Source organism: Chroococcidiopsis sp. [FACHB-1243] (genome assembly GCF_014696895.1).
GTDB lineage: Bacteria > Cyanobacteriota > Cyanobacteriia > Cyanobacteriales > Chroococcidiopsidaceae > Chroococcidiopsis.
The window spans coordinates 73,693-100,661 of sequence record NZ_JACJQX010000011.1 but is presented as its reverse complement, the minus strand read 5'-3'; the positions used below and the strand labels follow the sequence as shown (position 1 = coordinate 100,661).

The 26,969-nt window shown below is 42.0% G+C and carries 26 protein-coding genes; 14 read left to right on the top strand and 12 right to left on the bottom strand.

Annotated features, from left to right (window positions below):
• Positions 1-125: 125 nt before the first annotated feature.
• Positions 126-1,100 carry an RsmB/NOP family class I SAM-dependent RNA methyltransferase gene (locus H6G17_RS10450; protein WP_192156814.1) on the top strand — a complete coding sequence of 325 codons (975 nt, stop codon included), beginning with the start codon at positions 126-128 and terminating at the stop codon, positions 1,098-1,100.
• On the opposite strand, the gene H6G17_RS10445 is transcribed toward H6G17_RS10450, so the two are convergent.
• Both H6G17_RS10445 and H6G17_RS10440 read right to left on the bottom strand, forming a co-directional pair.
• Positions 1,090-2,259, bottom strand: coding sequence for a glycosyltransferase family 4 protein (locus H6G17_RS10445; protein ID WP_192156812.1), 1,170 nt, complete (start codon positions 2,257-2,259; stop codon positions 1,090-1,092). The two genes, H6G17_RS10450 and H6G17_RS10445, sit on opposite strands and share 11 nt — an antisense overlap.
• A gap of 63 nt (positions 2,260-2,322) precedes the next feature.
• Positions 2,323-3,489, bottom strand: coding sequence for a glycosyltransferase family 4 protein (locus tag H6G17_RS10440; RefSeq protein WP_192156810.1), 1,167 nt, complete (start codon positions 3,487-3,489; stop codon positions 2,323-2,325).
• Between the two features lie 922 nt (positions 3,490-4,411).
• Here H6G17_RS10440 and H6G17_RS10435 point away from each other — a divergent pair.
• Positions 4,412-5,188, top strand: a complete 777-nt coding sequence (locus H6G17_RS10435; protein ID WP_192156808.1) for a WecB/TagA/CpsF family glycosyltransferase — start codon at positions 4,412-4,414, stop codon at positions 5,186-5,188.
• Positions 5,189-5,328: 140 nt separating this feature from the next.
• Here H6G17_RS10435 and H6G17_RS10430 read toward each other — a convergent pair whose 3' ends face one another.
• Complete coding sequence (locus H6G17_RS10430; RefSeq protein WP_192156806.1) at positions 5,329-6,585, bottom strand: glycoside hydrolase family 16 protein; 1,257 nt, start codon at positions 6,583-6,585, stop codon at positions 5,329-5,331.
• A 724-nt stretch (positions 6,586-7,309) separates the two neighbouring features.
• The gene (locus H6G17_RS10425) at positions 7,310-7,549 is read right to left on the bottom strand and encodes a hypothetical protein (protein ID WP_015154818.1); all 240 of its coding nucleotides are present in this window, start codon (positions 7,547-7,549) and stop codon (positions 7,310-7,312) included.
• Positions 7,550-7,614: 65 nt separating this feature from the next.
• On the opposite strand from H6G17_RS10425, the gene H6G17_RS33130 reads away from it, so the two are divergent.
• The 5 genes from H6G17_RS33130 (at position 7,615) to panD (ending at position 9,833) form a co-directional block, all read left to right on the top strand.
• Positions 7,615-7,797, top strand: a complete 183-nt coding sequence (locus tag H6G17_RS33130; protein WP_206757154.1) for a hypothetical protein — start codon at positions 7,615-7,617, stop codon at positions 7,795-7,797.
• 55 nt (positions 7,798-7,852) lie between these two features.
• Complete coding sequence (locus H6G17_RS10420; RefSeq protein WP_192156804.1) at positions 7,853-8,335, top strand: MarR family transcriptional regulator; 483 nt, start codon at positions 7,853-7,855, stop codon at positions 8,333-8,335.
• Positions 8,336-8,476: 141 nt separating this feature from the next.
• Complete coding sequence (locus H6G17_RS10415) at positions 8,477-8,665, top strand: hypothetical protein (protein WP_192156802.1); 189 nt, start codon at positions 8,477-8,479, stop codon at positions 8,663-8,665.
• Between the two features lie 181 nt (positions 8,666-8,846).
• Positions 8,847-9,389, top strand: coding sequence for an inorganic diphosphatase (locus tag H6G17_RS10410; protein ID WP_192156924.1), 543 nt, complete (start codon positions 8,847-8,849; stop codon positions 9,387-9,389).
• A 57-nt stretch (positions 9,390-9,446) separates the two neighbouring features.
• Positions 9,447-9,833, top strand: coding sequence for an aspartate 1-decarboxylase (gene panD / locus H6G17_RS10405; RefSeq protein WP_192156800.1), 387 nt, complete (start codon positions 9,447-9,449; stop codon positions 9,831-9,833).
• A 124-nt stretch (positions 9,834-9,957) separates the two neighbouring features.
• Here panD and H6G17_RS34020 read toward each other — a convergent pair whose 3' ends face one another.
• On the bottom strand, positions 9,958-10,086 hold the full coding sequence (locus H6G17_RS34020; RefSeq protein WP_277875972.1) for a hypothetical protein: 129 nt from the start codon (positions 10,084-10,086) through the stop codon (positions 9,958-9,960).
• Positions 10,087-10,092: 6 nt separating this feature from the next.
• Here H6G17_RS34020 and H6G17_RS10400 point away from each other — a divergent pair, with 6 nt between their 5' ends.
• The gene (locus H6G17_RS10400) at positions 10,093-10,929 is read left to right on the top strand and encodes a carbonic anhydrase (protein WP_192156798.1); all 837 of its coding nucleotides are present in this window, start codon (positions 10,093-10,095) and stop codon (positions 10,927-10,929) included.
• Positions 10,930-10,994: 65 nt separating this feature from the next.
• On the opposite strand, the gene H6G17_RS10395 is transcribed toward H6G17_RS10400, so the two are convergent.
• Positions 10,995-12,092: an anthranilate phosphoribosyltransferase family protein gene (locus H6G17_RS10395; RefSeq protein WP_192156796.1), complete on the bottom strand. Its 1,098-nt coding sequence runs from the start codon at positions 12,090-12,092 to the stop codon at positions 10,995-10,997.
• 105 nt (positions 12,093-12,197) lie between these two features.
• Entirely contained in the window at positions 12,198-13,253 is a 1,056-nt protein-coding gene (locus tag H6G17_RS10390) for a LysR family transcriptional regulator (protein ID WP_192156794.1), read from the bottom strand.
• Positions 13,254-13,303: 50 nt separating this feature from the next.
• On the opposite strand from H6G17_RS10390, the gene H6G17_RS34015 reads away from it, so the two are divergent.
• Positions 13,304-13,426, top strand: coding sequence for a hypothetical protein (locus H6G17_RS34015; protein WP_277875971.1), 123 nt, complete (start codon positions 13,304-13,306; stop codon positions 13,424-13,426).
• A gap of 251 nt (positions 13,427-13,677) precedes the next feature.
• On the opposite strand, the gene ligA is transcribed toward H6G17_RS34015, so the two are convergent.
• Positions 13,678-15,816, bottom strand: coding sequence for an NAD-dependent DNA ligase LigA (gene ligA, locus H6G17_RS10385; protein ID WP_192156792.1), 2,139 nt, complete (start codon positions 15,814-15,816; stop codon positions 13,678-13,680).
• A 536-nt stretch (positions 15,817-16,352) separates the two neighbouring features.
• Here ligA and H6G17_RS10380 point away from each other — a divergent pair.
• Positions 16,353-17,585 (top strand): glycerophosphodiester phosphodiesterase, encoded by a 1,233-nt coding sequence (locus H6G17_RS10380; RefSeq protein WP_192156922.1) that lies wholly within the window; start codon positions 16,353-16,355, stop codon positions 17,583-17,585.
• A 63-nt stretch (positions 17,586-17,648) separates the two neighbouring features.
• Here H6G17_RS10380 and H6G17_RS10375 read toward each other — a convergent pair whose 3' ends face one another.
• On the bottom strand, positions 17,649-20,063 hold the full coding sequence (locus H6G17_RS10375) for an ATP-binding protein (RefSeq protein ID WP_192156790.1): 2,415 nt from the start codon (positions 20,061-20,063) through the stop codon (positions 17,649-17,651).
• Positions 20,064-20,468: 405 nt separating this feature from the next.
• Here H6G17_RS10375 and H6G17_RS10370 point away from each other — a divergent pair, with 405 nt between their 5' ends.
• Positions 20,469-20,711, top strand: coding sequence for a hypothetical protein (locus tag H6G17_RS10370; RefSeq protein WP_192156928.1), 243 nt, complete (start codon positions 20,469-20,471; stop codon positions 20,709-20,711).
• A gap of 92 nt (positions 20,712-20,803) precedes the next feature.
• Here H6G17_RS10370 and H6G17_RS10365 read toward each other — a convergent pair whose 3' ends face one another.
• From H6G17_RS10365 to mnmG, 3 genes are all read right to left on the bottom strand, one after another.
• Entirely contained in the window at positions 20,804-21,121 is a 318-nt protein-coding gene (locus H6G17_RS10365) for a hypothetical protein (RefSeq protein WP_192156788.1), read from the bottom strand.
• Positions 21,122-21,403: 282 nt separating this feature from the next.
• On the bottom strand, positions 21,404-22,009 hold the full coding sequence (locus H6G17_RS10360) for a TIGR04376 family protein (RefSeq protein ID WP_192156786.1): 606 nt from the start codon (positions 22,007-22,009) through the stop codon (positions 21,404-21,406).
• A gap of 15 nt (positions 22,010-22,024) precedes the next feature.
• A complete protein-coding gene (mnmG, locus tag H6G17_RS10355; RefSeq protein WP_192156784.1) occupies positions 22,025-23,947 on the bottom strand; it encodes a tRNA uridine-5-carboxymethylaminomethyl(34) synthesis enzyme MnmG in 1,923 nt (640 codons plus the stop codon).
• Positions 23,948-24,131: 184 nt separating this feature from the next.
• On the opposite strand from mnmG, the gene H6G17_RS10350 reads away from it, so the two are divergent.
• From H6G17_RS10350 to H6G17_RS10340, 3 genes are all read left to right on the top strand, one after another.
• Complete coding sequence (locus H6G17_RS10350) at positions 24,132-25,247, top strand: hypothetical protein (RefSeq protein ID WP_192156782.1); 1,116 nt, start codon at positions 24,132-24,134, stop codon at positions 25,245-25,247.
• A gap of 83 nt (positions 25,248-25,330) precedes the next feature.
• A complete protein-coding gene (locus H6G17_RS10345; protein WP_242038328.1) occupies positions 25,331-26,083 on the top strand; it encodes a GntR family transcriptional regulator in 753 nt (250 codons plus the stop codon).
• A gap of 56 nt (positions 26,084-26,139) precedes the next feature.
• Positions 26,140-26,811, top strand: coding sequence for a haloacid dehalogenase type II (locus tag H6G17_RS10340; protein ID WP_192156779.1), 672 nt, complete (start codon positions 26,140-26,142; stop codon positions 26,809-26,811).
• The last annotated feature ends 158 nt before the right edge of the window (positions 26,812-26,969 follow it).

Sequence of the window (26,969 nt, the reverse complement as noted above, 5' to 3'; positions counted from 1 at the left end):
AATTGGTAATTGGTAATTGATAACTGGTCACTGGTCACTGGTCACTGATAACTGCTCCCTGCTCCCTGATAACTGACTTCCCATTCCCATTACAATAGAAAACGCAGAGCTTTGATTTTCCTTGTGTGGACAAGCCTTCAAATTTGTTGCTTAAGCTCAGTCGGCGTTTATTTGACGATTCAACAGCACGAGAGCAATTTATTCAAGCCTTAACTCAGCCGCAATCTTTTCCTCCCTGCATTATCTGGTGTCGGCAAAAGCCTGAATCTTTACCATTTGCAGTAACAACTGCAACTACATGGCAACCTGCTTTTGTAGATTGCGTATCACCTGGTGAAAAACCAGGACAGTTTCCTTTACATGAGGACGGTTATTACTATTGCTTGGATTTTTCCTCAATATTTGCTGCTTCAACCTTGCTAGCTATCTCTCAACCGATTTCATCTATTTTAGATATGTGTGCTGCACCAGGAGGAAAAGGAATTTTTGCCTGGAAAGCATTACAGCCAGAATTACTGATAAGCAATGAAGTTATTGGTAAGCGTCTGGGAATGCTAATTTCTAACTTAAAACGTTGTCAAATTAGCCCTGCTGCTGTCACCAATATCGATCCGCAGGTTTGGACTCAGCGCGTACCTCATGCTTGCAGTCTTGCAATTGTTGATGCTCCTTGTACCGGGCAATCTTTGCTAGCTAAAGGAGATAAAGCATTAGGATGCTTTCATCCAACTTTAATTAATAAAAATGCTAGTAGACAAAAGAGAATTATTGCTAACTCAGCGCAAGTTGTTGCCTCTCAAGGCTATCTTGCCTACATGACTTGCACTTATTCACTCGAAGAAAACGAGCAAGTGTGTGAGTGGTTTTTAGCTAAATTTCCGCAATTTCAACCCGTGAGTATTTCTCATTTAGAGCGCTACCAATCTCATTTAACCACTATTCCTTGTTATCGTCTATTCCCTCAAGATGGTATAGGTGCTGGAGCTTTCACTGCCTTGTTTCAAAATCAGGAAAACATGAGTCAATCAGAATTAAATAAACAACTATTAAGTTTAGAGCTGCTGCAACAACAACAGATCGTGCCTAAATTTATTGGTTAAATTTTTCTGCAATGATGGTTTGCATCGATCGCCCTGCTGCTGACCAGTTAAGACGAGTTTCATATTCGTGAAATGAACTATATGCTAGTTGTTTGTATTGGGCGTAGTTACTAAATAAATGGGCTATATACTCGCAATAGTCTTTAACATCAGCGTCTAAGGCAAATAGTTTTCCATTCACATTATCTTGAATAATACTAGGAATCCCGCCAACTTTAGTTGTCAGGCAAGGAACTCCAAATGAATTAGCTTCGCAAAGCACATTTCCATAAGTCTCAGCTCTGGATGGTAAAATGAGAAAGTGAGACTCGGAAATTAATTGATTTAAGCAATCGCTACCTTCAGGATCGGATTTTTTGATAAACCCAACATTAACCACGTAGTCTGGTAATGGTTCGTCAGTTATAGGCTGACAACCAACAACTGTTAACTCGACATCGATACCTAGTTGTTTGAGTTTTTTAGCAACTTTTAAAGCTATATCTCCTCCTTTACGATACCAACTGACTCCAAGAAACAATAACTTACATCGCTCTGCTGTTCTTGCTTCTACTAGGTTTTGAATGTCGTCAATCGTGCGATCGCATTCTATGTTAGCTCCATATGGTACGATTTCAACCTTACTGCGATCGATTTGATAGCTATTCATTGCTGCTTCCGCTGCCCAAGTAGAAGGAAAAACTACCATTTGTGCTTTACTGAGAGCCAGTCGGTCGAGCATTACGAGATTGTCGATCGTTTCTCGGCAAAGATTGCTAAAATCATCGTAAAAGTCAATGCAAGCTCCATAAGTATTTGTCGTCCATAAAACAATCGGTTGCTGGCATTCTACATAGGCGATCGTAGAAATATCTGGACAAACAACTAACTGAGAGTTACTATTTGACAATTTGGTATTAATTTGTCGAGCGTAATTCTTTTGCAAATCGATTGCAGCCCAATCGTAATAAGCTTTGGTAGACAAATATCTATACAAACGTCTTTTAAATTTAATCCCTAGAGAATACCGTTCTGTTAACGGACCAATATATTCAAAATTGGGGAACCGATCTTGGAGTGATTGGGCTTTATAGTAACTCGTGCCACTAAAACCGATTGCTTTTGGATGCCACTTATTGCTGTTGAAAATATCATAATGAGTCACAAAAGCTATGTTCATATTTAGTTCAGTTCAGCAAAATCTAGCAAATTATAGCAGAACTTGCTCAAAAAATTAGACTTGCTAGATTAAATCCATAATTAACTTTTTTGCTTCCTTGGCTGCCACAGTCCAGTTGAGCCGAATTTCATACTCATAAAAAGAAGAATTAGCTAAAGCTTTATACCGATCGTCATGCTCGAATACATGAGTTACGTAAGTGCAGTACTCGGATATATCTGTGTCTAGCTCGAAGACTTTTCCATTCACATCATCTTTAACAATTGTTTTGATTCCACCTACATTTGTAGTTAAACAGGGAACGCCAAAAGAGTTAGCTTCAATTAAAACATGAGGAGCGCAATCGGCGCGGGTAGGTAGGATCAGAAAATGCGAATCAGCTAAAATTCGATCGAGCGCAGTTCGACCATCTGCTGTTGATTTATTAATATAGCCAATAACTTTAACATAATTCGGTAAGGTTTCCGACTCAGGCGGATGACATCCTACTACAGTTAATTCTGTTGGTAAACCAGCCTCATTTAATGCTTTGGTTACTGCTAAAGCTACATCTCCACCCTTACGCAACCATTCCACAGCAAAAAATAACAGCTTGCAAGTTTTGTTATCCCTCGCTTCCACGATATTACTAATATCATCAAGGCTGCGATCGCATTCTATATTTGCACCCCAAGGAATCACTCTAACTTTTGATGGTTCGACACTGTAAGCGTCAATTGCAGTTTGAGCCGCCCAGTCAGAGGTATAGATAATCATCTCACAGCGATCGAGTGCTGCTTTTTCCACTGCCGTAATATTCTGAAAGTTTTCTCGGCAGAGATTACTGAGATAAGGATAAAAGTTTATCAGTGAATAAAGCGTCGCATCAGACCACAAAACTATCGGCAGATCGGAGTCAAGATATGAAATTGGCAGAGAATTTTCTGGACATAAGATGGCATCTGAATTGAATTGCGACATTTTCTGTATGGCTTGATTGGCATAATTGCGCAAAACAGCAGGATCGGTCCAGTGATAGTATTGCTTTTTCAGCACAGAAGTATATATTCGCCGTTTTACTCTAGTCGATAGCGTATTTTTTGCCTCTAAAGGTCCCAAGAGATTGAGTTGTACGTTTTGTTCTTCTAGAGTCCGTGCCAAGAAATAGCCTGCTGCACATAAACCTGATTGGTACTTCGGCCACTTTGCCTGGTTCAGGACATCATATGTAGTGAGGTAAGCTATTTTCATGACTTCAGGTATAAGTGGCTATGAGGTTTGAATTATTATGTATTGAATTTGACGATTCTTCGCAAAAAAGCTACTCTCCGAATTGTCCCATGCTAGCATTATCAATCATTCAAACTATTTAGTGATGAAGCAGACACGATCTATTGACGCTTGTTGACTTTTTCGGTTAAAAAAAGTTCCCTTATCGTTGCTACCTCAGTTTTGATCCATAAGACCATATTATGTATTTCAATATTTGACAATGCGAATGTTTACGCAAAATACCTCAATCTAGGTATGTCGAGAGGAAGACGATATTATGTGCTATCTGTAGCTAGCATGAGAACGAAATATAATTTGAGGACACTTAAGTAATATAAGACCCAGCCACGATACTTGCTGCGGAGCTTTTTTCACTGTAAGTTCAGTCCTATTCTCTGTCAGCAATCTCTACGTGAGAGCGAACACGTAAATAGTCATTCTGATACACGAAACAAACAACGCGCTCTATTTTGATGGTAATCCTGCATTACAAATTTGTACCCGAAGTATCTCGGGTCGAGAAGGAATAAATTGTTCTTTTTGATACTTGTTTTTTGTCGGTACAACCAGAACGGCGCTGACAACCTTCACAAATACCACCAGCTTACATATAAACTACTGAATTACGACATATTTCTATGAAATTGTTATCCCTTGGGGTGTTATTAAATAAACAAATATAAAGTTTTCCCAAGGCTTGACAACTAGATTGCACACCTAATAGTATACTATGGCAATTTCATGGCATGATTATCGGAATGATAGGAGAAATAAACTGGCTACTCAATATGTTTTGGATTGCAATGTCGGCAGATACAGCTATAACTAGTTGGTGTAACTGGTCAGTAGATCGTCAAGTGATAGTCTCAGTTTAAGGCTCGATTGAGGAGCTAATAAATCAATGCGGAAAGTTAATCTATTAAACTTGGATTTTGACAATTTAAGTATCAAAGAACTACTGAGGCAGCTAAAGTCAGGGGTTGTGTTTACGCCTAATGTAGATCATCTGATGAAGTTACAATGCGATCGCGAGTTTTTGCGAGCTTACGAGATAGCTGACTACAAACTATGTGATAGTCAAATATTGGTCTATGCCTCGCGATTTTTGGGTACGCCAATTAAAGAAAAAATTTCTGGTTCAGATTTTTTTCCTGCTTTCTGTACCTATCACAGAAACAATGAAAAAATCAAGATTTTCTTACTAGGTGGACAAAAAGAAACTGCGGCTAAGGCACAAGAAAAGGTCAATAAAAAAATAGGTAGAAATATAGTAGTTGCCGCTCATTCTCCCTCTTTGGGGTTTGACCGTAACGAACTAGAATGCGCGGAAATAGTGGAAATGATTAATCGCTCGGGAGCTACAGTATTAGCAATCGGGGTGGGAGCGCCAAAACAAGAAAAATGGATTTATCAGTATCGAAACAAGCTACCTAAGATTGATTTTTTTTTGGCTGTAGGTGCAACGATTGATTTTGAAGCAGGAAATGTCAAGCGAGCGCCGAAATGGATGAGCGAAGTAGGCTTTGAATGGTTGTATAGACTTTTGTTAGAACCTCATAGATTGTGGAAAAGATATTTAGTAGAAGATCTACCCTTCTTCTGGTTAATTATCAAGCAAAAGTTTAACATGTATACAATTCCCCATAGAGAGAAGCGGATCTATAAGTCAGGTAATTAATAGGATGAGATAATCTGTCTGAGGACTTTGGTTGAATTTGGTTGAAAGCTTTGTAGAGACACGATATTTCGCGCCTCTACGATGAGCTATCAACCTCACTGAAGAGAGATTTTCCTACTTCTCACTCATCACTTCTGCGGTCATTTTGGAATCAATTTGATATAGTCAAATGCTAGTTTATAACTGCTGCTTTGAGCATTTTTATCCACTACGGTAAATTTAAAAGATTTGTTACCAGAGGCATCAAAGGTAATGTTTCCTAAATCTAGCTCTACGTAATCAGAAGATGAAGCATAGAGGTCTTGAGGATTACCGCAGTTAGTACCACCAATTGACAGTTGAAATTTGCCTCTATTGTGATATCGTTTGACTCCAACCCTGACATTAAAAGTTCTGGCTTCTGGTACGTTGACTGTATAAGTGACAGAATCATCCACTTTATTCGAGTCAAGCATCGTTCCCATGTGATTGCTTAACTTAGCGTCTGCTTTGGCGTTCCCTAAAAATGTTACGTGAGCCACGTTGGATTTAGCTGCTACTTTCAGACCTTCAGCTTCAGAAATTATCGATGTGACCGCGCGTGTTGACGGACTATCTTTGTGTCGCCACACCTTAATGTAATCGACGTTGGAGTAACTGGGAAACGGAGTTGTCTCATCCGGTGGGGTATCAATCCAAGCCTTACCAAGGGCAAATGTTGCCATCACATACATTGCTTCCGCAGAAATGTGTTCTGTAGCCGTGTAGCGCCGCCGTTCCATACCATCGATATACCAAATGATTTCTTTAGGATTCCATTCCACTGCATATGTGTGGTAGTCGGCAGAAAAATCAGCCCCGGTATATGCCCAAGGAGAACTTTGGTGCTTGCTAGTCGGAGTGGAATAGTGGTAGGTCATATGCATGTTGTTGGGTTGGCTACCTAAATACTCAGCGATATCAATTTCTGGAGGCCACGCTCTACGCTGAGAAGCTAGCCAAAAGGTTGTCCAAAAACCCCGACCGTTGGGCATTTTTGCTCGCATTTCGGCATAACCATACTGAAAAGCAAACTTATCGTGCGAGGAAATCATTCCAGAGGTATATTCATAGCCATTCATTTTGCGTTTTTGGGTTCTCAAACGAAGAATGCCATTGTTTACAAATACATCATCTGGTTGATACCACTGCACGTCTCCACTACCACCATTCGTACAGCCATTATTACCCCACCAATAACAAGTACTCCATTTCTTTTTGTCGAGTTGCGTACCATTAAAATCATCGCTGAACACAAGCGCCCAACCATCGCCAACAGGGTCAGCTAAGACAGTAGTAGGACTGCACAGTACAGCTATGAGGCTCAATCCTTGCAGAATTTTTTTAGTATATTTAAGCAGATGAGGATATCGCTTCACAATATTTTTCCTATGAATAATTAGGGCGATGGTGGAATCTCAAGTGAATTCCAGATAGGTAAGTTATTTGCTGAAAAAAATTTGCACGAGCCAACCTATACTTCAAGCGAAATAGCTGAAGTTAGATAGTTGAAAGCTGGCATGTCAAATTTACGAAGATACTTGCGTAGCTATGGCTATTCGCTCAAGCACATAAATTAGAACAATAAATGTACGGATAGCTATTAATAAAAGGCTGTTTATTGCCACATAATCTATCAATTGACAGATCGATTTGAATACTTTCTGTTAGTTTGTGCTAGATGTTTTAATTACTCAAACGCTTTAGCGTCAGCAATCTATATATAAATTTAACAATTTCTTTATTGTGGCTCAATCGAGATTTTACGGAAAATTGTTAACAGAGAGTTTCTACTGAGAGGTGATATGAAATTTTATTGATTCTTTAAAAACTTTTGGCAAAGTGGTACCCTGCAATACCAAATTCACGTAATTTTTAAAAGAAACTTGCTAGCAACAAAGATTTACTTACATACTTGTAGTAACAAAAACAAATAACTCAATAAAAAATAAACGTTTAATAGTAACAATAGATCTGCGATCGCACCTGAAAATACGCACGACGTTCTTATATGTAGTAATATTACTGACAAAGACAAACTCATAGTTAGTGAGTAGCTAGTGGCTAGTAGCTCAACCGACAACCAACCCTAGCCCCTCTGGCTCAATCTTCATTCCTTAACTGCCATGCTGCGCCAAACGCTGCTCCTGCCCCCGCAATTAAACCCGTACTCATGCCTTGTAAAGTTTTCATGACAGAATTTTGAGTCAAACAGTCGCTCGTGACATTGTTAGCTTGCAAACACTGTTTGCTTTCCGCCCAACTTGACGTACCCCCTAAAATTACACCAGCTGCACTACAGGAAACAATCAGAAGTGTAAGACGCTTTGTTTTTCTATCCATAGATAGATGCTAAATTTTTTCTAGTAGATGATTTTTCTCCACTATCTTACTTGCTTGGCGGCTAGATGCAACAGCGAATTTACAGAAAACGGCAGGGGGGAGAGAAAGCACAGAAAAGATTCATCCTACTGGCGATCGCTAGTAGAGCGATTTTCAATTGGGTAATCCAGACGATCTGTAGGGGCGCACGGCTGTGCGCCCCTACAGATGTCACGCACGCAATCGAGAATTGCTATGAGATTAATTGACAACTAGATCTTTCCTAAATAAAGTAGTATTGAATTATTTAATGTGAAACAATTAATGGGTACAAAACACCTCGGCACACAACAGGAGGTTCTTGCCTTAGATACGCTAGTCAAGTTAGTTCGAGCGGCAGAATCGGTATCGAATCGGATTCATCGTCATTTGCTCGATGTCGATTTGACCGTAAGTCAGTTTGGGGTGCTAGAAGTACTTTATCACCTGGGACCTCTCCATCAGCGAGATTTAGCAGAGAAACTGCTCAAAAGCGGTGGTAACATGACTTTAGTGATCGATAATTTAGAAAAGCGGCAGCTGGTAAGACGGGAACGAGAAGTCGGCGATCGCCGTTGCATCAAGGTACATTTAACAGAAAAAGGTAGGCACCTGATCGGTGATATCTTTCCGACGCACGTTGCGGCTGTCGTTGAAGAAATGAGCGTTCTCACCCCAACAGAGCAAACAGAGTTGGGACGCATGTGCAAACGGCTAGGATTAGGAGCGAGAGATATCCCTGCGAGTAGGAGTATCCCCAGTCCCTAGTTCCTTGTTTTGAGATTGTTGAATAGCAAACAGTCTTTCTGGGGAGAGCAGTTAGAATAGAAATAGATAGAGCATAAGTTTGCCCTAATCGACGTATAAAATTCTTTGAACTCTCCCAAAGCTAGGTTTTGAACATTTTTTATGGAATCAAGTAGTAGTAATTCTGTCAGCCCTGGTGAGAAATCACCCCATAGGTTGGCAGAAATTGTAGGAACGGCGATCGCGGTGTTGACGCTCATCGTACCTCTACTGGCGATCGCTCACTACTCGTCAAATGACGTGCAGCTAGAGCAGCCCCTTTCCTATTCGCTACAAAGGACAGATAAATAAGAGTGGCTAGTGGCTAGTGGCTAGAGAATTTTAAATTTCTTACTACACCTCACATTTTTTATTTACTGGTCACTGGTCACTGATAACTGGTCACTGTCTAAGCCGTCCATATTAGCCTAAAATGCTACAGGTGAAGCGATCGATGCGCGATCGCTATTATCTGTCATCTTGGAGAATTATTGTGGACTTATCCCTCATTCCGGCTCAACCAAAGCCAGGTTTAATTAACGTTTTGATTGAAATTGTTGCTGGCAGCAAAAATAAGTACGAATACGACAAGGATCTGCAAGCTTTTGCTTTAGACAGAGTGTTATATTCGTCAGTGCAGTATCCCTACGATTACGGTTTTGTGCCTAATACCTTAGCCGATGATGGCGATCCACTAGATGGAATGGTATTAATAGACGAACCAACTTTTCCAGGCTGCATCATTGCCGCCAGACCAATTGGGATGCTAGAAATGATCGATGGTGGCGATCGCGATGAAAAAATTCTCTGCGTCCCCGATAAAGACCCGCGTTACGCAAACGTCAAATCTCTCAACGATATTGCGCCTCACCGTTTAGATGAAATTGCCGAATTCTTCCGCAGCTATAAAAATTTAGAAAAGAAGGTCACCGAAATTCGCGGTTGGCAAGATGTCGATCGCGTTATGCCTTTAGTAGAACAGTGTGTCAAAGCTGGTAGCGAAAAAGGTCGCGATTCAGACTCAGAAACTGTTTAAATTCCTAAATGTAGAGACGTTCGTGTAACGTCTCTATACTTAACCCAATTCCCGCCCATGCAACGCACATTTCTCCTCGCTAAAATCCACAATTGCACCCTAACGGGGGCAAATCTTAACTACGTGGGTAGTATTAGTATCGATCGCGCTTTGTTAGATGCTGCTGGAATATTACCCTACGAACAAGTGCAAGTCGTCAACGTAAATAATGGTGAAAGATTAATTACTTATGCGATCGCCGCACCGCCAAACTCTAGAAAAGTTGAGTTAAACGGTGCTGCGGCAAGATTGGGAGTGAGTGGCGATCGGGTGATTATTATGACCTACGCTCAATTAACTCCAGCAGAACTAGAAACTTTTTGTCCTACAGTTGTTTTAGTAGATAGTAAAAATCGATTGTTAGAAGTACGCCGCTACGACGATCTATTATTAGCTCAAGTTTAGTTTTAGCAGAATTATTTTACTGAGCGATCGCGCTAAGTTGTGAAGAAGTCACTTTGTTGCTTCGCACCTCAGTATAAAATTTTTTAATGTCTACCTATGGAAAACTGCATTGATATTTTGTGATTTATGTATAAGATGACTTTCTTTCCAATCGCGCTTTAGGTAGACTCATAAAGTCAGAAGATTTACACCAATTGGGGCGATCGCGGTTCTGGTGCGGTGAGGCGATCGAACAGGGAAATAGCAAGGGCATGGAGTTATGAAGAAACTAATCAAAGGGCTGCGGGATTTCAAGACCAACTACTTTTCAACTCATACGGAACTGTTTGAACAGCTTTCCCACGCACAAAAACCGAGGGTTTTATTTATCAGTTGTTCCGATTCGCGCGTCGATCCTAACTTAATTACTCAAACAGACATCGGAGAATTATTTGTCATCCGTAACGCTGGAAATATTATCCCACCCTATGGGGCAGCCAATGGTGGCGAAGGCGCAGCGGTAGAATATGCAATTCATGCCTTGGGAATTGAGCAAATTGTTGTTTGCGGACACTCCCATTGCGGCGCGATGAAAGGACTACTGCAATTAGATAAACTCCAGGAAGATATGCCATTAGTTCACGATTGGCTGAAGCACGCTGAAGCTACTAGACGACTGATAAAGGAAAACTATAAAACTTATCAGACAGAAGAATTATTAGAAATTGCGATCGCGGAAAATGTCTTAACCCAGATCGAGAACCTCAGAACTTATCCCGTCGTTCACTCCAGATTGTATCAAGGCAAGCTGAAAATTTATGGCTGGATCTATCACATCGAAACTGGAGAAGTCTTAGCTTACGACCCCGAAAGTCACTCTTATGTTCATCCTCAATCCCAGCTCGGCGAATACGACCCTCTAGATGGACCAGTTGCAGGCGAGTTTACAGTTAGTCACGCTCCACCTCCTCCCATTGCTTGCGATTTTCCCCATCGCCAGCACTATGAAGTTGTTAATAGCGCCGATAATGGAGGGTTACAAGGTTCTTCATCAATATCATGGCTAGCACCGGAACAAGCAGAGCGGATTTATCGGGGATCTAATGGTAGGAAATAACGTAGGGTGGGCATTGCCCACCCTACTACTAAAAAATGACAAATGACAAACAACAAATAACAATCTTATAGTTGACTGTAAGAGCGATCGCGAACTTGAATTGACTCAATTGCTTGAATAATTCGCGTCAGTTGTTGTGCCACTTCTCCACTGGCAAACATCGCCTCTGCTTGAGTGATTCCCGCACTAATATCGGCACAAATACTAGCACGCCATAAATAAAACCCACCATTCCAAATCGCAGACTGCATCATTTCTGAGGGTTTTCCTTGCAAGACCGATCGCATATCTGCTACTAAATGTTCGATCGCATCGCAGGGGACGTTGTGGCTGCTAAAACCATAATCGCGGGGTGAAAGGTGCAGGCGATCGATCGCAACTAGCCCCGATTCATCGGTTGTATTGGGTGTAGATAAACCAATAATATTCGTCCGTTCGCGGGGTAGATCGCAACTCCCCTCTAATCCTTTGACTGTCGTAAAGTTGTTTGTACCGCGTAAAGACAAGGCAACTTGAAACATATGTTCCGTGGGAGGATGGACGTATCCCGCCACAATCTGCGCCGCTCCTGCATAAGGACACCACATTAATTCCATTGTGGCAAAAGGCGGACGCTTGCCAATTTGATCGCGATATTCAAAAATTTTTTGAGCTAAAGGGAAATGTTGGGGTAAATAGACAAATCCTAAACCAGTATTCTCAAAAACTTGCTGAGTTCGGTCTAGAGATAGCTCAGTCCAATCAACTCCTAACCCTTGCCAGATCTCCACCAATGGCACGCCGTATTTAGTCGGCATTCGATCGCTACCGTGCATAATTGTAGGTTGCCCCGCAGCCGTAAGCAATAAGGCAGTGAGAGGACTTATCGGCGCAGTGCGATCGCGTCCATCGTAGGGAATACCCAAAACCATCACTCGACGGGAGCCACCGATAGGTTGTAGTTTTGGTCCCAGTTCGTCATAAACATCCAACATGCCTGCTAATTCTGCCCCTGTAGGACGTTTAATCCGGTGAGCAATCAGAAACGCACCAATCTGAGCAGGGGTTGCTTCCCCCAACAAAATCATTCGGGTTGCTGCGGCTGCTTCCGTGCGAGTTAAATCCTCTCCTGTATGATTACCGCTTCCCACTTTCCGCAGTAAATCCCTAAATGCGTTGCTCATGATGTAATTGCTCGATCGAAATTCTCAAATTTCTAGTACTTTTGCATTACTAAATTCTAAGAGACACTGCCAAGAGAGTGAGTAGTAGGTAGAAGTGGCTAGTGGCTAGTGGCTAGTGGCTAGAATTACTTGCTCTGCCCCTCTACCTCTCTGTCCTTCTGCTTCCTTGTCTCCCTTGTCTCCCTTGTCCCCCTTGTCCCCCTCATTTCCCCACGTCTCCCCTTCTTCTACACTCAGTTTAGGTGGTACGAGTTCTCGCACCAGTTGCCAAAAATATTGAATTGGTGGAATGCTGAGCCGATCTTGACTTGTCACCATCACGACTTGGCGCGATAAGCTAGACCCTGGTGCAAGAGAACCATTGCTGTCAGTGATAGCGATTGGACGAACGGCAAGGGTAGGATCGAGACGCGATTCTACTAGGGCAGATTGCGGTAACAAGGCAATCAGTTCTCCTTGTCGCGCTACTCCGCGAAAGGCATCGAGAGTATTCACTTCCAGCACGGCTTGGAGCGTAGCACCCAGGCGATCAAAACGCTCTTGGACTAAACGCTGCATCCCATAACCGTCTTTAAATACAACTTGGGGGTAGCGGATGAGTTCCAACCAGGGAATCTGCTCGTATTGTGCCAATGGATGATTTGCTCCCACCAAAACCTCAATGGGTTCATCGTATAGCACTTCCGTCACCATTTCTGGGCTGGTAGTTAAAAAACGATTATTCATGACGATCGCCAGATCTACCAGTCCATCTTTCAGGACTTTCAAAGCGCGATCGCTACCCAACGCCGTAACGCGCAGTTGGACATCAGGATAATTGTGACAGAATTTTTGTAGTACTGGAGGTAAATAGTGGGCGCACAAAGAATGGATTGCTGCAACACACAGTTCCGGTTGTTTTCCCGCCATCAAATCTGCTAGCTCTTCCGTAACGTAGCGCCATTCTTGGCAAATCTTACGGGCGCGGGGTAACAGTCTCTCTCCTGCCAACGTCAGCTTAGCCTGCGCTGTCCGATGAAATAGCTGAACTTCTAGGTCGGCTTCCAAGGCTTGAATTTGCCTGCTGATTGTCGATTGGGTAACTCCACATTTGCGAGCTGCTTGCTGAAAGCTACCTGATTCCGCGATCGCCAAAAAGGCTTGCAACTGTTCTAGCCGCATGATGATGTAGCCTGAATTACATTTAAGGCATCAATCTAAATTAACCGATCTTGGCTCCAGGTTTAGTAGAACTTGATACAGCTCAACAGCGATCGGTGAGTGGTGGGTTCAGCTTTCTGTTTGGGCGATGCTGTTGGTTTGAGAATGGCAGTTGGTGGGTAACTGCGGGTTAGCGGGCGATCTCACTGACTTTGATGCAGAAGTATGCCAATGTAAATATTGCATAAAGCTGCAACCAAAATAATAAGTGGTATTTCTATTCATTTTCTAAAAGTCAAAGTATCAAGTAAGATGTCTAGTTTTTATACTTTCTACCTTCACTATTAGGAGGGCAAGTTTTTTTAACTAACCTCAGTATTAATACGAAAAAATTCATTAATTTTTTTGTGAGTTCTTCTCACGACTCACTTTTTACCGATCGCTGTCAACTGTTTGCCATTTCCGTCAACTGTGCTTCGCTTAGTATTGAAATTCCTAGTTTTTGCGCCTTTTCTAATTTAGAACCAGCTTCTTCGCCCACGACGAGGAAATCTGTTTTCTGACTGACTGAATCTGTAACCTTACCTCCAGCCTTTTGAATCAATTCTTTTGCCTCATCCCGCTTCAGTGTGGGTAAAGTTCCAGTAATAACGAGAGTTTTACCTGCCAATGGTAAGGATGCATCGTTTTGTCGAGACTCCTCAACCGCTTCCCCAGCTAACTGCAAACCAGCTGCTTGCAGTCGAGCAATTAAAGACTGATTTGCTGGAATGTGGAACCAATCGTAGACTGAATGAGCAATTTCTGCCCCAATTCCGTAAACTGATTCAATATCTGTGGTTTTTGCTGTTGCTAACTGCTCGACGGTAAAAAACTTTTGTGTTAATACCTGAGCGTTGACGCTACCTACGTGACGAATACCTAAACCATATAATACCCGCGACCAAGGTTTAGTTTTAGAAGCGGCGATCGCCTGCACTAATTTTTCTACTGATTTCTGCCCCATGCGCTCTAACTGCATCAATTTTTCGGCATTCAGATTGTAGAGATCGGCAACAGAATGAACCACACCGCGATCGACTAATTGATGTACTAGCTTTTCCCCCATGCCATTAATATCTAAAGCATCTCGACTCACCCAGTGTTCCAAAGCTCCCTTGAGAATTGACGGACAGGAAGCATTGACGCAGCGCGTGACTGCCCCTTCTTTAATCACAGGTTGGCTACATGTCGGACAGTGGGTAGGCATTTGAAAAGGCTGAGTTCCGGCGGGGCGTAGTTCTGGCAATACCCGCACGACTTCAGGTATTATTTCCCCAGCCTTACGGACAATTGCCGTATCGCCGACGCGGATATCTAATTGAGCCACGCGATCGCTATTATGTAAAGTCGCGCGAGAAACCGTCGTTCCTGCCAACTGCACCGGACGCATAATAGCCATCGGAGTCAACGCCCCCGTTCTACCAACATTCACCGCAATTTCTTCGACGCGGGTAGGGGCTTCCTCGGCTGCATACTTCAAAGCGATCGCCCAACGGGGAAACTTTTGTGTAAATCCCAATTGCTCTTGGAGGGGTAGAGAATTTATCTTCACCACTACCCCATCTGTCATGTATAGTAAATTTAACCTTTCAGTATCCCAATAGCGATAATATTCGGCAACTTCCTGCACTGTAGGACATAACTTGCGATGGGGATTCACCTTAAACCCCATCTGCTGTAATAACTCTAAAGCTTCCCACTGCGTCTGATACACACTCGCATCATCTCTACCAGCAACGTGTAACGTATAAGCAAAAAAATCCAATCGCCGTTTATCGACAATGCGAGGATCGAGTTGGCGCAACGTCCCCGCCGCCGCATTACGAGGGTTAGCAAAGGGGGGTTCGCCCTTTTGCGATCGCTCTTGATTAATTTGCTCGAAGACATCTAAGGGTAAAAATGCCTCTCCCCTAACTTCTACCCTTGTGGGAGGATTTTCCACCTGCAACCGCAAAGGAATCGAACGAATTGTCTTGACATTCTGGGTAATATCTTCACCCATCACGCCATCACCCCTAGTTACCCCCCGCACGAGTAAACCATTTTCATAAGTTAAGGCGATCGCCGAGCCGTCAATTTTGAGTTCGCAAACATAAAGGGGAGTCGGGAGTCGGGAGTCGGGAGTCGGGAGTTGGGGGAGAAAAGCTTCCTTGTCCCCCTTGTCCCTCTTGTCTCCCTTGTCTCCCTTGTCTCCCTTGTCTCCCTTGTCTCCTTCTAATGCCTTCAACACAAAACCAGGCGCAGTACGCCGCCAGCGTTGTTCCCAAGCTTTCAATTCGTCAATGTTAAAGGCATTTTCCAGACTGTAAAGCGGGATGTTATGACGCACTGAGAAGAATTGGGTAGCAGGTTTTTCTCCCACCCGTTGCGTTGGACTATCAGGGGTGATTGAGTGCGGATATTGGGTTTCAAGTTCCTGTAATTCTCGATACAGTTGGTCGTAAACCGAATCTTCCATTATCGGGTTGTCTAGAACGTAGTAAGCATAGCTAGCGTTTTGCAATAACTGCTGCAATTCCCGTACTCGCTGTTCCACCAACATCTCCTTCTACATCGCACTTAGCCTTCTTTTCTAGGTTACTGAGTTTAATCGATATCGTCGCCTCTATGGAGGAATGATTTTAGTTTATTTGTACTATTTTACGCAATAAACTGTGGAAAATCTCACTAAATCTTGATTGTTTTTCCTGACAAGTTTAAATAAAGCAAATTTAATTACGTAAATTGAATTATATAGACACACAACCTAAAGATTGACTCGATCTGTTTATTTGATATTTATAGCAATTCCAGATCGTTCGCCGCAAACAATAAGTAGTTTTATCAAAGGGCATTGTCCGCCCTATATTGATATTTCACGCATTAAGTAGAACTGCTGTATTTCAGAATATCAATTATTTGAACTAATAAAAATAATTTTAATTTTTAGTTAAACAGGGCTTAATTATAAAACCGTATATTCACTGAGGTATAGCTAATTTAATGGTTGGTTGAATTACCAACCAGTCCTCCTGAGAATTAATAGCCAATTACCTATTACCAACTACCAATTACCACTTTGTCATGAGGAGTGAAAATATGTTGCGTCTTTCTCGCTTAATCGTGCTAGCATCAGCAGTTGTAGCGCTAGTTGGTGCAAATAAGGTGGATGCACAGCGATCGCCAGCAGATACTTTAACAGGTAAGCCACCAATTGTCATCGGACACAGAGGTGCAAGCGGCTATCGTCCAGAACATACTTTAGCAGCATATGAGTTAGCGATCGCCATGGGTGCAGACTATATCGAACCGGATTTGGTTTCTACTAAAGATGGCGTTTTGATTGCACGGCATGAAAATGATATTACTGGGACAACAGATGTCAGCGATCGCCCCGAATTTGCCGAGCGCAAGACGACTAAAACCATTGACGGTGTAGAATATACAGGATGGTTTACTGAAGATTTTACCTTAGCTGAAATTAAAACTCTTAAAGCTAAAGAAAGAATTCCCAAATTGCGTCCAGGTTCGGCACAATTTGACGGACTTTATGAAGTACCAACTTTGCAAGAAGTTATCGATCTAGCTAAACGCAAAAGTATTGAAACTGGAAGAGTCATCGGAATTTATCCTGAAACAAAACATCCTACTTACTTTGATTCTATCGATCTATCTTTGGAAGAGCCTTTAGCTAAAGTATTGCGAAAAAATAATTTGGATGATGCTGACGATCCAGTATTTATTCAATCTTTTGAAACTGCAAATCTAAAGCAATTAAACAAATTAGTCGATGTTCCACTGGTACAATTATTCGATGAAGCTGATGCCAAACCCTACGATTTTGTCGTCAGCGGCGATTCGCGTACCTATGGCGATTTGACATCTCCTAAAGAACTAGAAAAAATTGCCGAATATGCCGATGGAATTGGACCTTTTAAAAGATTAATTATTCCCAGTGAATCTGTGGATGAAAATGGAGATGGCAAACCAGATGATGTGAATGGCGACGGACAACTTAGCGAAGCTGATAGACGCTTGGCAGCAGAACCAACATCTTTAATAGATGACGCACATGCCGCAGGTTTACTCGTCCATCCGTATACTTTCCGCAACGAATCCTTCTTTTTAGCGATCGACTACGACAATAACCCAGAAGCCGAATACGAGCAATTTTTTCACTTGGGTATAGATGGCTTATTCAGCGACAACCCAGATACCGCTTTTGTCGTCCGCAACCGTGTTACTTGTGGAACGCAAAATCCAAAGTACAGCCAACAAAGTCGAAATCGCCGGGTTTGGAATCCTGGGGGTACGGGAAATTCTTGTTTGTAAAATGTCACGCCAAGACGCAGAGGCGCTAAGTGTCCTTTGCGTCTTTGCGTCTTGGTGCGATCTTTAAAGCGTGAAATAGAAAGTTGCACCCTCTCCCACCTTTCCTTCCGCCCAAATTTGCCCTCCGTGAAGGTGAACGATCCGCTGGACGGTGGCTAAGCCAATCCCCGTACCTGGAAATTCAGTAGGTGAATGCAAGCGCCCAAAAGCTACAAAGAGTTTACTAGCATAATTCATATTAAAGCCCGCACCGTTGTCGCGGACAAAATACACGACTTGACCGTTTTCTTGCCGCAAAGTACTAAATTCAATCCGAGGTTGGGTTTGATTCGCTGTATATTTCCAGGCATTATTCAGCAAATTCTCTAGCAGCACGCCCAACAATCTAGCATCTCCACTAACAATTATTTCTGGGGCGATCTCCCATTCAATTTGTCTTTCTGGTTGTGTTTCCTGAAGCTTGGCAGCGATTTCGGTGGCTAAATCGCTCAAATTGACTTCTGTGCGTTGCAAATCGCTACGGTTCACCCGCGATAAAGCTAGCAAACCATCTATGAGTTCGCCCATCTGTTTTGTATTACCGTGGATACGCTGGAGATAATCTCTACCGCGATCGTCTAGCTTGTCTGTGTAACGACTGAGTAATATCTGACTAAAGCCATCAATCTGTCGTAATGGCGCTCTCAGGTCGTGAGAAACTGAATAAGAAAATGCCTCTAATTCTTTGTTAACGACTTCAAGTTCGGCTGTGCGATCGCTAACGCGGCGTTCTAAGCTTTGATTTAATTCTCTAATTTCTTGCTCGGCTCGTCGGCGATCGCTAATATCAGTAAAGGCAACGATAGCATAGACAATATTGCCACAATCCTCTCGAATTGGCGTAGCACGGACTTCAAGGTGGATGACTTTACCATCTCGATGCAGCGATAAATCTTCAACAGTAACGGTTTCGCCTTTTAATGCCCGCATCATTGGTAATTCTTCAGTCGGGTAGGGGCGATCGCCACGGTAGACCTGATAAAATTCCACTAATTCATCTGATGTAGCATCTGAGATGATGTTGACGAGTAGGTGCTGTGCTGTCTGATTGGCATACGAGATTTTACTAGTTGAATCGTGAACAATTACGCCAACTGGTACGGCTTCTAAAAATTGATGCAATTGTCTTTCGCTAGCTGATAGGGCTGCATTCAAGTCTTGCATCTCGGCAAAAGACTTTTGCAATTCTACTGCCATACTGTTGAAGGATTTAGCTAGTTCGCCAATTTCATCCGAACGTCCGAGTTCTTCTACAGTTTTATCCCATTCTCCATTGGCGATATGTTTAGCACTAGTATTTAGGCGTTGAATTGGTTTGGCAATCCATCGAGTTGTGAAAATTCCAATTATGACTGCTACGAGTAAAGCCACAACACATAGTACAACTGTTGTCCGAGTCGTGGCGTAGATATCTTCCATGAAATCGGCTTCTGGAATCACCGCAACTATCAGCCAGTCAATCCCCCAACTATCTCGAAAAGGATGTATATCTACAAAATATCGTTGGCGATCTTGGCTAAATTCTAGCCGTTGTGGGCGATCGGTATTTATAAATTTGTGCGAGTTTGTAGTTAGATATCGTGCTGTAGATCGAACCAAGGAATTTTTACTTTCTGATGCTTTGAGGCGTTGCAATTTGCCTCCTTGCACGATAGAAAATGGCTGGTAATTATCTGAAGATGCTACCAGTAAGCCAGAGCGATCGAGGATAAAAATTTGTCCCGATTTACTAATTGGGATATTGTGTAGATAATTGCTAATTCTTGAGAGTTTTAAAGGAGTATCTAAGACTCCAAGTAAATTTCTGTTTTGGTCGTAAACTGGTAAGACTGCATCGATCGCCATCTCTTTCTGGTTAAACCAAATATAGATAGGACTCCAGGCAGCTTTACCCTTTTGAACTGCTTCTTGATACCAGGGGCGAGTTCTTGGATCGTAATATGGAGTGACTTGAACGAGTTTTCCTCGCTGTCCTTGATTGTTGACTGTATATGTATAATATTTGGGATTGGATGGCTTGTTTACAACTTCAATATGTAATCTGCCCTCTTTGAGGCGATCGATCCCGACATACTCTCCTTTTTGATTTCCCCAAGCTGTATAGGGAACGATCTCAAACGACTGCATTTGATTTAATAATAAGCTTTCAAATTCAGCTAAAGGTGCTGTTACTAGATTTTCTTCAATGACAGTTTGATTAACTTGATTGAGGAGATGTGGTGTTTGTAAATAAGTTTTTAGCTGTAGGTAAAGGCGTTTGGCAATCTGAGTTTGCAATCGTTCGGAAAGAGCGTTGACTGCCCTTTGCCCATTTTGAAACGAAAGATTCCCTACCAATCCTACTATTGCAATAACTTGCAACACAAAAGCAGTTAGAAGGAGATTTTGTAAAGAAGTCTTACCTAAGACTTGGGTAAGGAATTTATACAGAAAGCGCATAGAGTTCTAAGCTTGTTGCCCGATCGAAGCCGCGATCGCGCTGTGGCGATCCTCACTCACAATTGCATTGTTGACTTACTCTTCTCAGATTTACAATTAGTAACTAAAAGCTATTTACGGAAAATTAACTATTAATAATTATAGAAACAGAGATTTTCTTAATAAATATTTTATTACACTAATTAATATTAAATTAAGCAACCGCCTCTGTTTCCATACAATGGATATAGTCTTCATAGTGTCAAGCTTCTGCAACATTTTGTATACTAGGCAATGTCGCGCAAAGACATAGAGGCGCAAAGGACACTTCGCGGCTTTGCGTCTTGACACGATCGCAAATAAAAGATGTCATTTAGGTAAGAAATCGATTATCCTCTATCTAGCTACAATTTTGAGGAGATGGAGATGAGGATCTGGATCGCCTGCTTTTTCATCCTATTTGCGATCGCTCAGTTATTCGACTGGATGAAACACTTGTCTTTACCGTTGCCTATTTATATATTGGGAGGCTTGTTTTTAGCAATCGGTTCAAATTCTAACAAAAGCATTTTTGGTAAAGTTATTGACGATCTACTAGCTGGTGCTGGCTATCCTGGCGATCGATCTGGATCGGATAGCGATCGTATTTTAGATGAAACAAAATCGTAATCAGTTGTTAGTGACTAGTGGCTGGTGACTAGATACTAAGAATTCAGCTACGCACCACACACCACTTTCTGGCTCGTTACTCGCTGTCTCTATCAGTTTAAAAAACTCATAAAAATAGAAATATTTGTCATAAATGTAACTACAGTACCAATAATGACTCCTTTCATTCTGCCCCACTGTTGCGTGCGTTTTAACCACAAAATAATAGGAATTGCATAAAATAATTGCCATATTCCTAAATAGAATCCTACTAAAATTGTATTTGCCGCTAACAGAGGATTAAACATGCTAATCAAAAATGCTGCGACTTTTAATACTGTTAAAATAGCTAGATGAATTCCTAGTAGAAAAAATAATCCAGAGAGGATTTTTTGAAATTCTTGTTGATTGAATCTTTTTTTTGTTTTCATTGTTATTAATACTCTTTAGCTATATTTTCATCTTTGCCTACAACAGACTCTTAACAACTTAATATACCTGAAATCGAATTGCCAAATGGGATTATTCTACCACCCAATTGAACGATATTAATCCAGCGCGCTTTGCGATCGCGCGTTCAAGAAATCGCATCAAAATTTGTTGATTGGGCAACAGACATTGAATCTCGCCTCATTAGCAACAGCGTTTAGCAAGAAAATCTGAAAAATCTCGTTTTCAGTATTTTGACTTTTAACTTTTAACTTTTGACTTCCTTATTTCCCCAAATTCCGTTTTAGCTTTTCCAACTCATCATCCGTTTCCCAACGGCGAAAAGCTGCATCCAAATCGTCTGCACCACTGGAGAAGCTGCGACTTTGATTCCAGCCAGCCGTATCAAAGCGTTGAGAAGACTGAGTAGCGCGGTTAGCTTGTACTTGCGCGGCTTTTGCTTCTACCTCCTGACGGCGTTGCTGTACTTTTTTAAGTAATTCTTTAGCTTGATTAATTCGTTCCTTAATTCCTTGCATTTGTCCCCAGCGTTGATTTCCTTCGCGCAATAACGCTGCTTCTCGCTGCTGTGCTGGTTCTGCTAAGTCAAGCCGATTAGCCACTTTTGCCTTCTCAATCCGAATGTGCCATTTTTGAATTTCTTGCGCTGTAGTGAGAATTTCATCCTGCGATCGCTTTTCTTGTAACTGGAGTTCTGCAATTAACTTTAAAGTATCTTCCTCTTGTTGCCGCAACTGTTCTGATAGCGCTTCTATTTCTAGATGGGGATTGTTCCGCAAGAATTCTTCTAAACGGCTTTCTAAAAAACGGCTGAAATCGTCAAATAAACCCACTGTGAGAACTCCAATTAATAAATGTAGGGTGGGCATTGCCCACCCTACTGTCTATGCTAATACTGTCAACTCAGTGGAAGTACGTCGAGAACGCACCTCCAAGTAAACCAGCAGTGCGTTGACATCCGCTGGATTTACGCCACCAATTCGTGCTGCTTGTCCAATCGTCAGCGGTCTAACTTTAGCAAGTTTTTCCCGCGCTTCTTTCGAGAGGGTGTCAATTGCCCCATAATCTAAATCTGGCGGTAAGGGGCGATTTGCTTGACGGGCGATTTGGTCGATTTGATTTTGCTGGCGTTGTAAATAGCCAGAATACTTAATTTCAATCTCCGCTGCTGTTTTTTCTACCGGACTCAGATCGGTATTGCCCAATCCGTGAGTTTCTAAATTGGTGTAATGGAAACCAGGACGACGCAACAAATCAGCTAGAGTAATCGAACCTTTAATTGCTTGTTGAGTCGCAGAGGCGATCGCAATGCCGATCTCATCGTGTTCTTTCAGCCGTGTCGTATGCAACCGTTCTTTTTCAGCGGCAATATTTGTCTGCTTGCATGTAAACAATTCCCAACGGCGATCGTCAATTAAGCCGATTTTCCTACCTATGGGAGTCAAACGGCGATCGGCGTTATCCGATCGCAACAATAACCGATATTCCGAACGACTGGTCAGCATCCGATATGGTTCGCGTAAGTCTTTGGTACACAAGTCATCAACTAACGTGCCGATATAACTCTGTTCGCGGGGAAATACGATAGATTCTTGGTGACGGACAAATCGTGCTGCATTTACCCCAGCGACAAAACCTTGGGCGGCGGCTTCTTCGTAACCCGTCGTACCGTTAATTTGTCCCGCACAGAATAAGCCTTCAATTTTCTTCGTCATCAGCGTGGGATAGCACTGCGTTGCGGGTAGATAATCGTATTCCACCGCATAAGCAGGACGCAGCATAGCACAGTTTTCTAAACCAGGTAGCGATCGCAGCATTTGCAACTGAATTGCTTCTGGTAGTCCTGTGGAAAATCCTTGAATATAAAGTTCGGGAATATCTCGTCCTTCTGGTTCGATAAAGATTTGGTGGCTTTCCTTGTCGGCAAACCGGACGATCTTATCTTCGATACTAGGACAATAGCGCGGTCCCTTCGCATCCACCCAGCCGCCATACACGGGCGACATGTGTAAGTTTTCTCGAATAATTCTATGGGTTTCTGCTGTCGTGCGAGTAAGGTAACAAGGTACTTGTTCCCGTTCTACCCACACTTCAGGATCGAAACTAAACCAGCCTACTTGCTCATCTCCTGGCTGAATTTCTAAATTACTATAATCTACCGATCTCTTGTCTACTCTGGCAGGAGTTCCCGTCTTCAGCCGTCCGGTTTCAAAACCCAGCCTATTTAAAGTATCCGTCAATCCTTCTGCGGCAAATTCTCCGGCGCGTCCGGCGGGCATAGATTTATTTCCTACCCAGATCCGTCCGCCGAGGAACGTGCCTGTTGTCAGTACAACAGCTTTGCACTCAAACGCTACGCCGAAGTAAGTTTCTACCCCGACAACTTCATCGTTTGCACCCAGGACTAAATCTGTCACCATCCCTTCGCGGATCGTCAGATTTTCTTGGTTCTCTACGATGCGCTTCATCACAGCCGCATATTCCCGCTTATCCGTCTGCGCCCGCAACGCCCACACAGCAGGTCCTCTAGAGGCATTCAGTATCCGCTTTTGCAGATACGTGCGGTCTGCGATTTTGCCAATTTCTCCACCCAAAGCATCCACCTCATGAACGAGTTGGGATTTAGCGGGACCTCCTACTGCTGGATTGCAAGGTTGCCAAGCAATTTTATCGAGATTCAGCGTCAGCAGCAAAGTTTTACAACCCAGACGTGCCGCAGCTAGGGCAGCTTCACAACCAGAATGTCCTGCACCGACGACAATAACATCATAGGCATCGAGAAATTGAACGGAAGTAGGCGATCGCATGGTCTTGCTTGACTTGAAAGCAGTAGTTACCGATCCTCATTGTAACCGTTTCGCCTGTCTCCGAAATTTTGGCGATCGCTTCACATTCTATTTGTAGACTATCCAGCAGTTTTACTGAGGAGGTTTGCCAAGATAATACTCTAATTTAGATGTGAATAGCTCGGAATCTGAGAAAAATTCTTTTATGTCTGGTGTTTTCAATCTTTTCTATCGTAAATGGTTGGGTAAATTAGAATACTTACTCGTAGCAATTTCTATTCTTAGCTTTATTGCTTCTTTCTCGGGCGATCGTATTTTTACTATTTCAACTCCTATTTTTTTATTTCTATCTCTGCACGCTAATATATCCAAACACAAGCAGCCGTATGAAAGTCGTCAGCCACAAGATCGATTTTTTCAATTAGAACAGCTTGTCCTATCTCGCGATGCCAATCTTGCTGACATCCAAGCGACATTATCCGAAATTGATAAGCTATATTTAGATTTCTCTCAAATTCAACAACGATTTATTATTATTGAAGACTTTTTAAAACCATACAGACTTGATACTCAAAACTTAAATCTACAGCAACTTTTGAACGGTTTGGAAGCAAATATTAAAAGAACAGAACGACAATACAATCAGGGTAAAATACTAGAATTACAGCTAATTTTACAAGAACAAATTACTCATATAGAAGAACAATTATCATCCAATCTCGAAAACCATACGCCAGCCTCCGACAACCTTCAAGAGTTGATGCAGCAGATTCAAGATTTAAGCGATCGGGTAGCAAGTTACTCAAATGTTCAAGCCGAAGATCGAGTCCAACAGTCGCAAATTAATGAAAAAATTCAAAAGTTAGAGCGACAGTTTAATGGTTTACCATTCATTGAATTCTTAAATCGGATAGCACAATTAGAAGAACTGAACGAACAAGTTAAAAATAGCTTGACAGAATCTAAGCGTGTCACAAAATCTCTGAAAGGAGAGGTTGAATCGGTCAGTCAAAAACTCCAATGTATAATTGCAACAGCCTCAACTGCACAAACTGAAAATTGCGATCGCCAGCCATCTTCAGAACTAAAAGAAAGCTACGAGCAAAATGCAGAGATGACTCAGCGTCTTGCTAAAGAAGTTAGCTCTTTACGCAAACAAACGCAGGCAATTTTGAGTAGTTTATCAGCTAGAATTACTCAACTACGTATAGAAATTGATAAGCAGCAACGCCATTCTGAGAATTCAGCTACCATTCCCTCAGTTAATACAGATGAATTAGCAACCTGGGCGGGAGAAATTGGCGATCGCCTTCCCAAGTAAGTGTACGTTGTAGGGGCGCACAGCCGTGCGCCCCACAATTTGTAGTAGTGCGAGATTTCATTGTCACCAGGGATTGTAGATTGTTGACAATCTACAATTATCAATTTATCATTCTTCCTAGTGCTAACTCTCTGAGGTACGAAGTGGTGGAACGCGGACACTCGAACCTGGCAATCGTCGCAAAAAGTTTGGACATTCAAGCAGCTGAGGCGATTCGAGAACAAATTCTCAGTGGTGGATTTCCACCTGGTTCCCGCCTGCTAGAAATCCCCTTATCAGAACAACTCAATCTCAGTCGAGGAACGATCCGTTCTGCATTACAACAGCTGACTTACGAGGGTTTGGTGGTACAAATTCCTTACAAAGGTTGTGCTGTGTTGGAACTGAGTTCTCAAGATGCTTGGGAACTATATACGCTACGCAGTGCATTAGAAGGTTTAGCCGCCAAATTAGCTGCTGCTGCAATGACAGCCGATAAAGCTGAGATTTTAAAGAGTGGTTTAAAACAACTGATTGAGGCAACAAAAAGCGATCGCCGTAGTAAAGTTGCAGATGCAGACTTTGCCTTACATCAAGCGATCGTTCAGCTATCAGAACATCAGAGATTGCAACAACAGTATCAAATTGTCGGACAACAAATTCGTTTGTATATTGCCTCTTGTAATACTCTGATTCCCGATGTCGAAGAAATTATCGAGCAACATAGGTTATTAATTGAAGCAATTTGTTCTGGAAATACAGCTATTGCCGAACGAATTGCTAAGGAACATAATGCCGATGGGAAAGAATTAATCAAACATTTAGAAAAAGTAGAAATCAAAAAATTTAAAACATAAAAATTATCTATAGTCTTGTTCTGGCATAATGCAAAGATTAGATATTAGGAGCCACCATGACAATCGATTTAAACAACTATGAAGTCTTAACCTTTGACTGTTACGGTACGATGATTGATTGGGAAACTGGAGTTTTAACAGCGATCGCCCCCATTCTTTCTAACCATAATATACAACTAACCAACGAACAAATCTTCGATGCTTTTGGTGAAATCGAAAATGAAATAGAAGCAGGCGAGTATATTAAATATCGGCAAGTACTGAGAAATGTTGTAGAAAAAATGGGCGATCGCTTCAACTTTATCCCAAATTCCACAGAAGTAGATGCACTAGCTAATTCTTTAACTAGTTGGCAACCCTTTTCTGATAGTATTGAGGCGTTAAAAGTCTTAAAACAGAAATTTAAACTAGCTGTAATTTCTAACGTGGATGACGATCTCTTTACCGAGACAGTAAAATATTTGCAAACTAATTTTGATTATATTATTACAGCAGAACAAGTAAAAAGTTATAAACCTACTCACAATAATTTCCACGTAGCCTTTGAGAGAATCGGCTTACCCAAAGAAAAAATCTTGCACGTCGCAGCTAGCGTGTATCACGATATTGTACCCGCTAAAACTTTAGGTATGACTGCGGTGTGGGTAAATCGGCGCGGAGTTAAGCAAGATTCTGGTGCAGATTTGGAAGTACCAGATTTAACAACTTTGGCTAGTATCGTTAGTTAGAATTAAAATCTTATATTCGTATGTGTTGATATCACCATCCCGAACAAATTCCTGAAACAACTCCAAAAATAGCTGCTAAAATTGCCTCTTTTAAAGCTTTCCAAGCGGAACGACCGAGTAGAATTGAGATAAACATACAGCTAACTGAAAAGATCGCT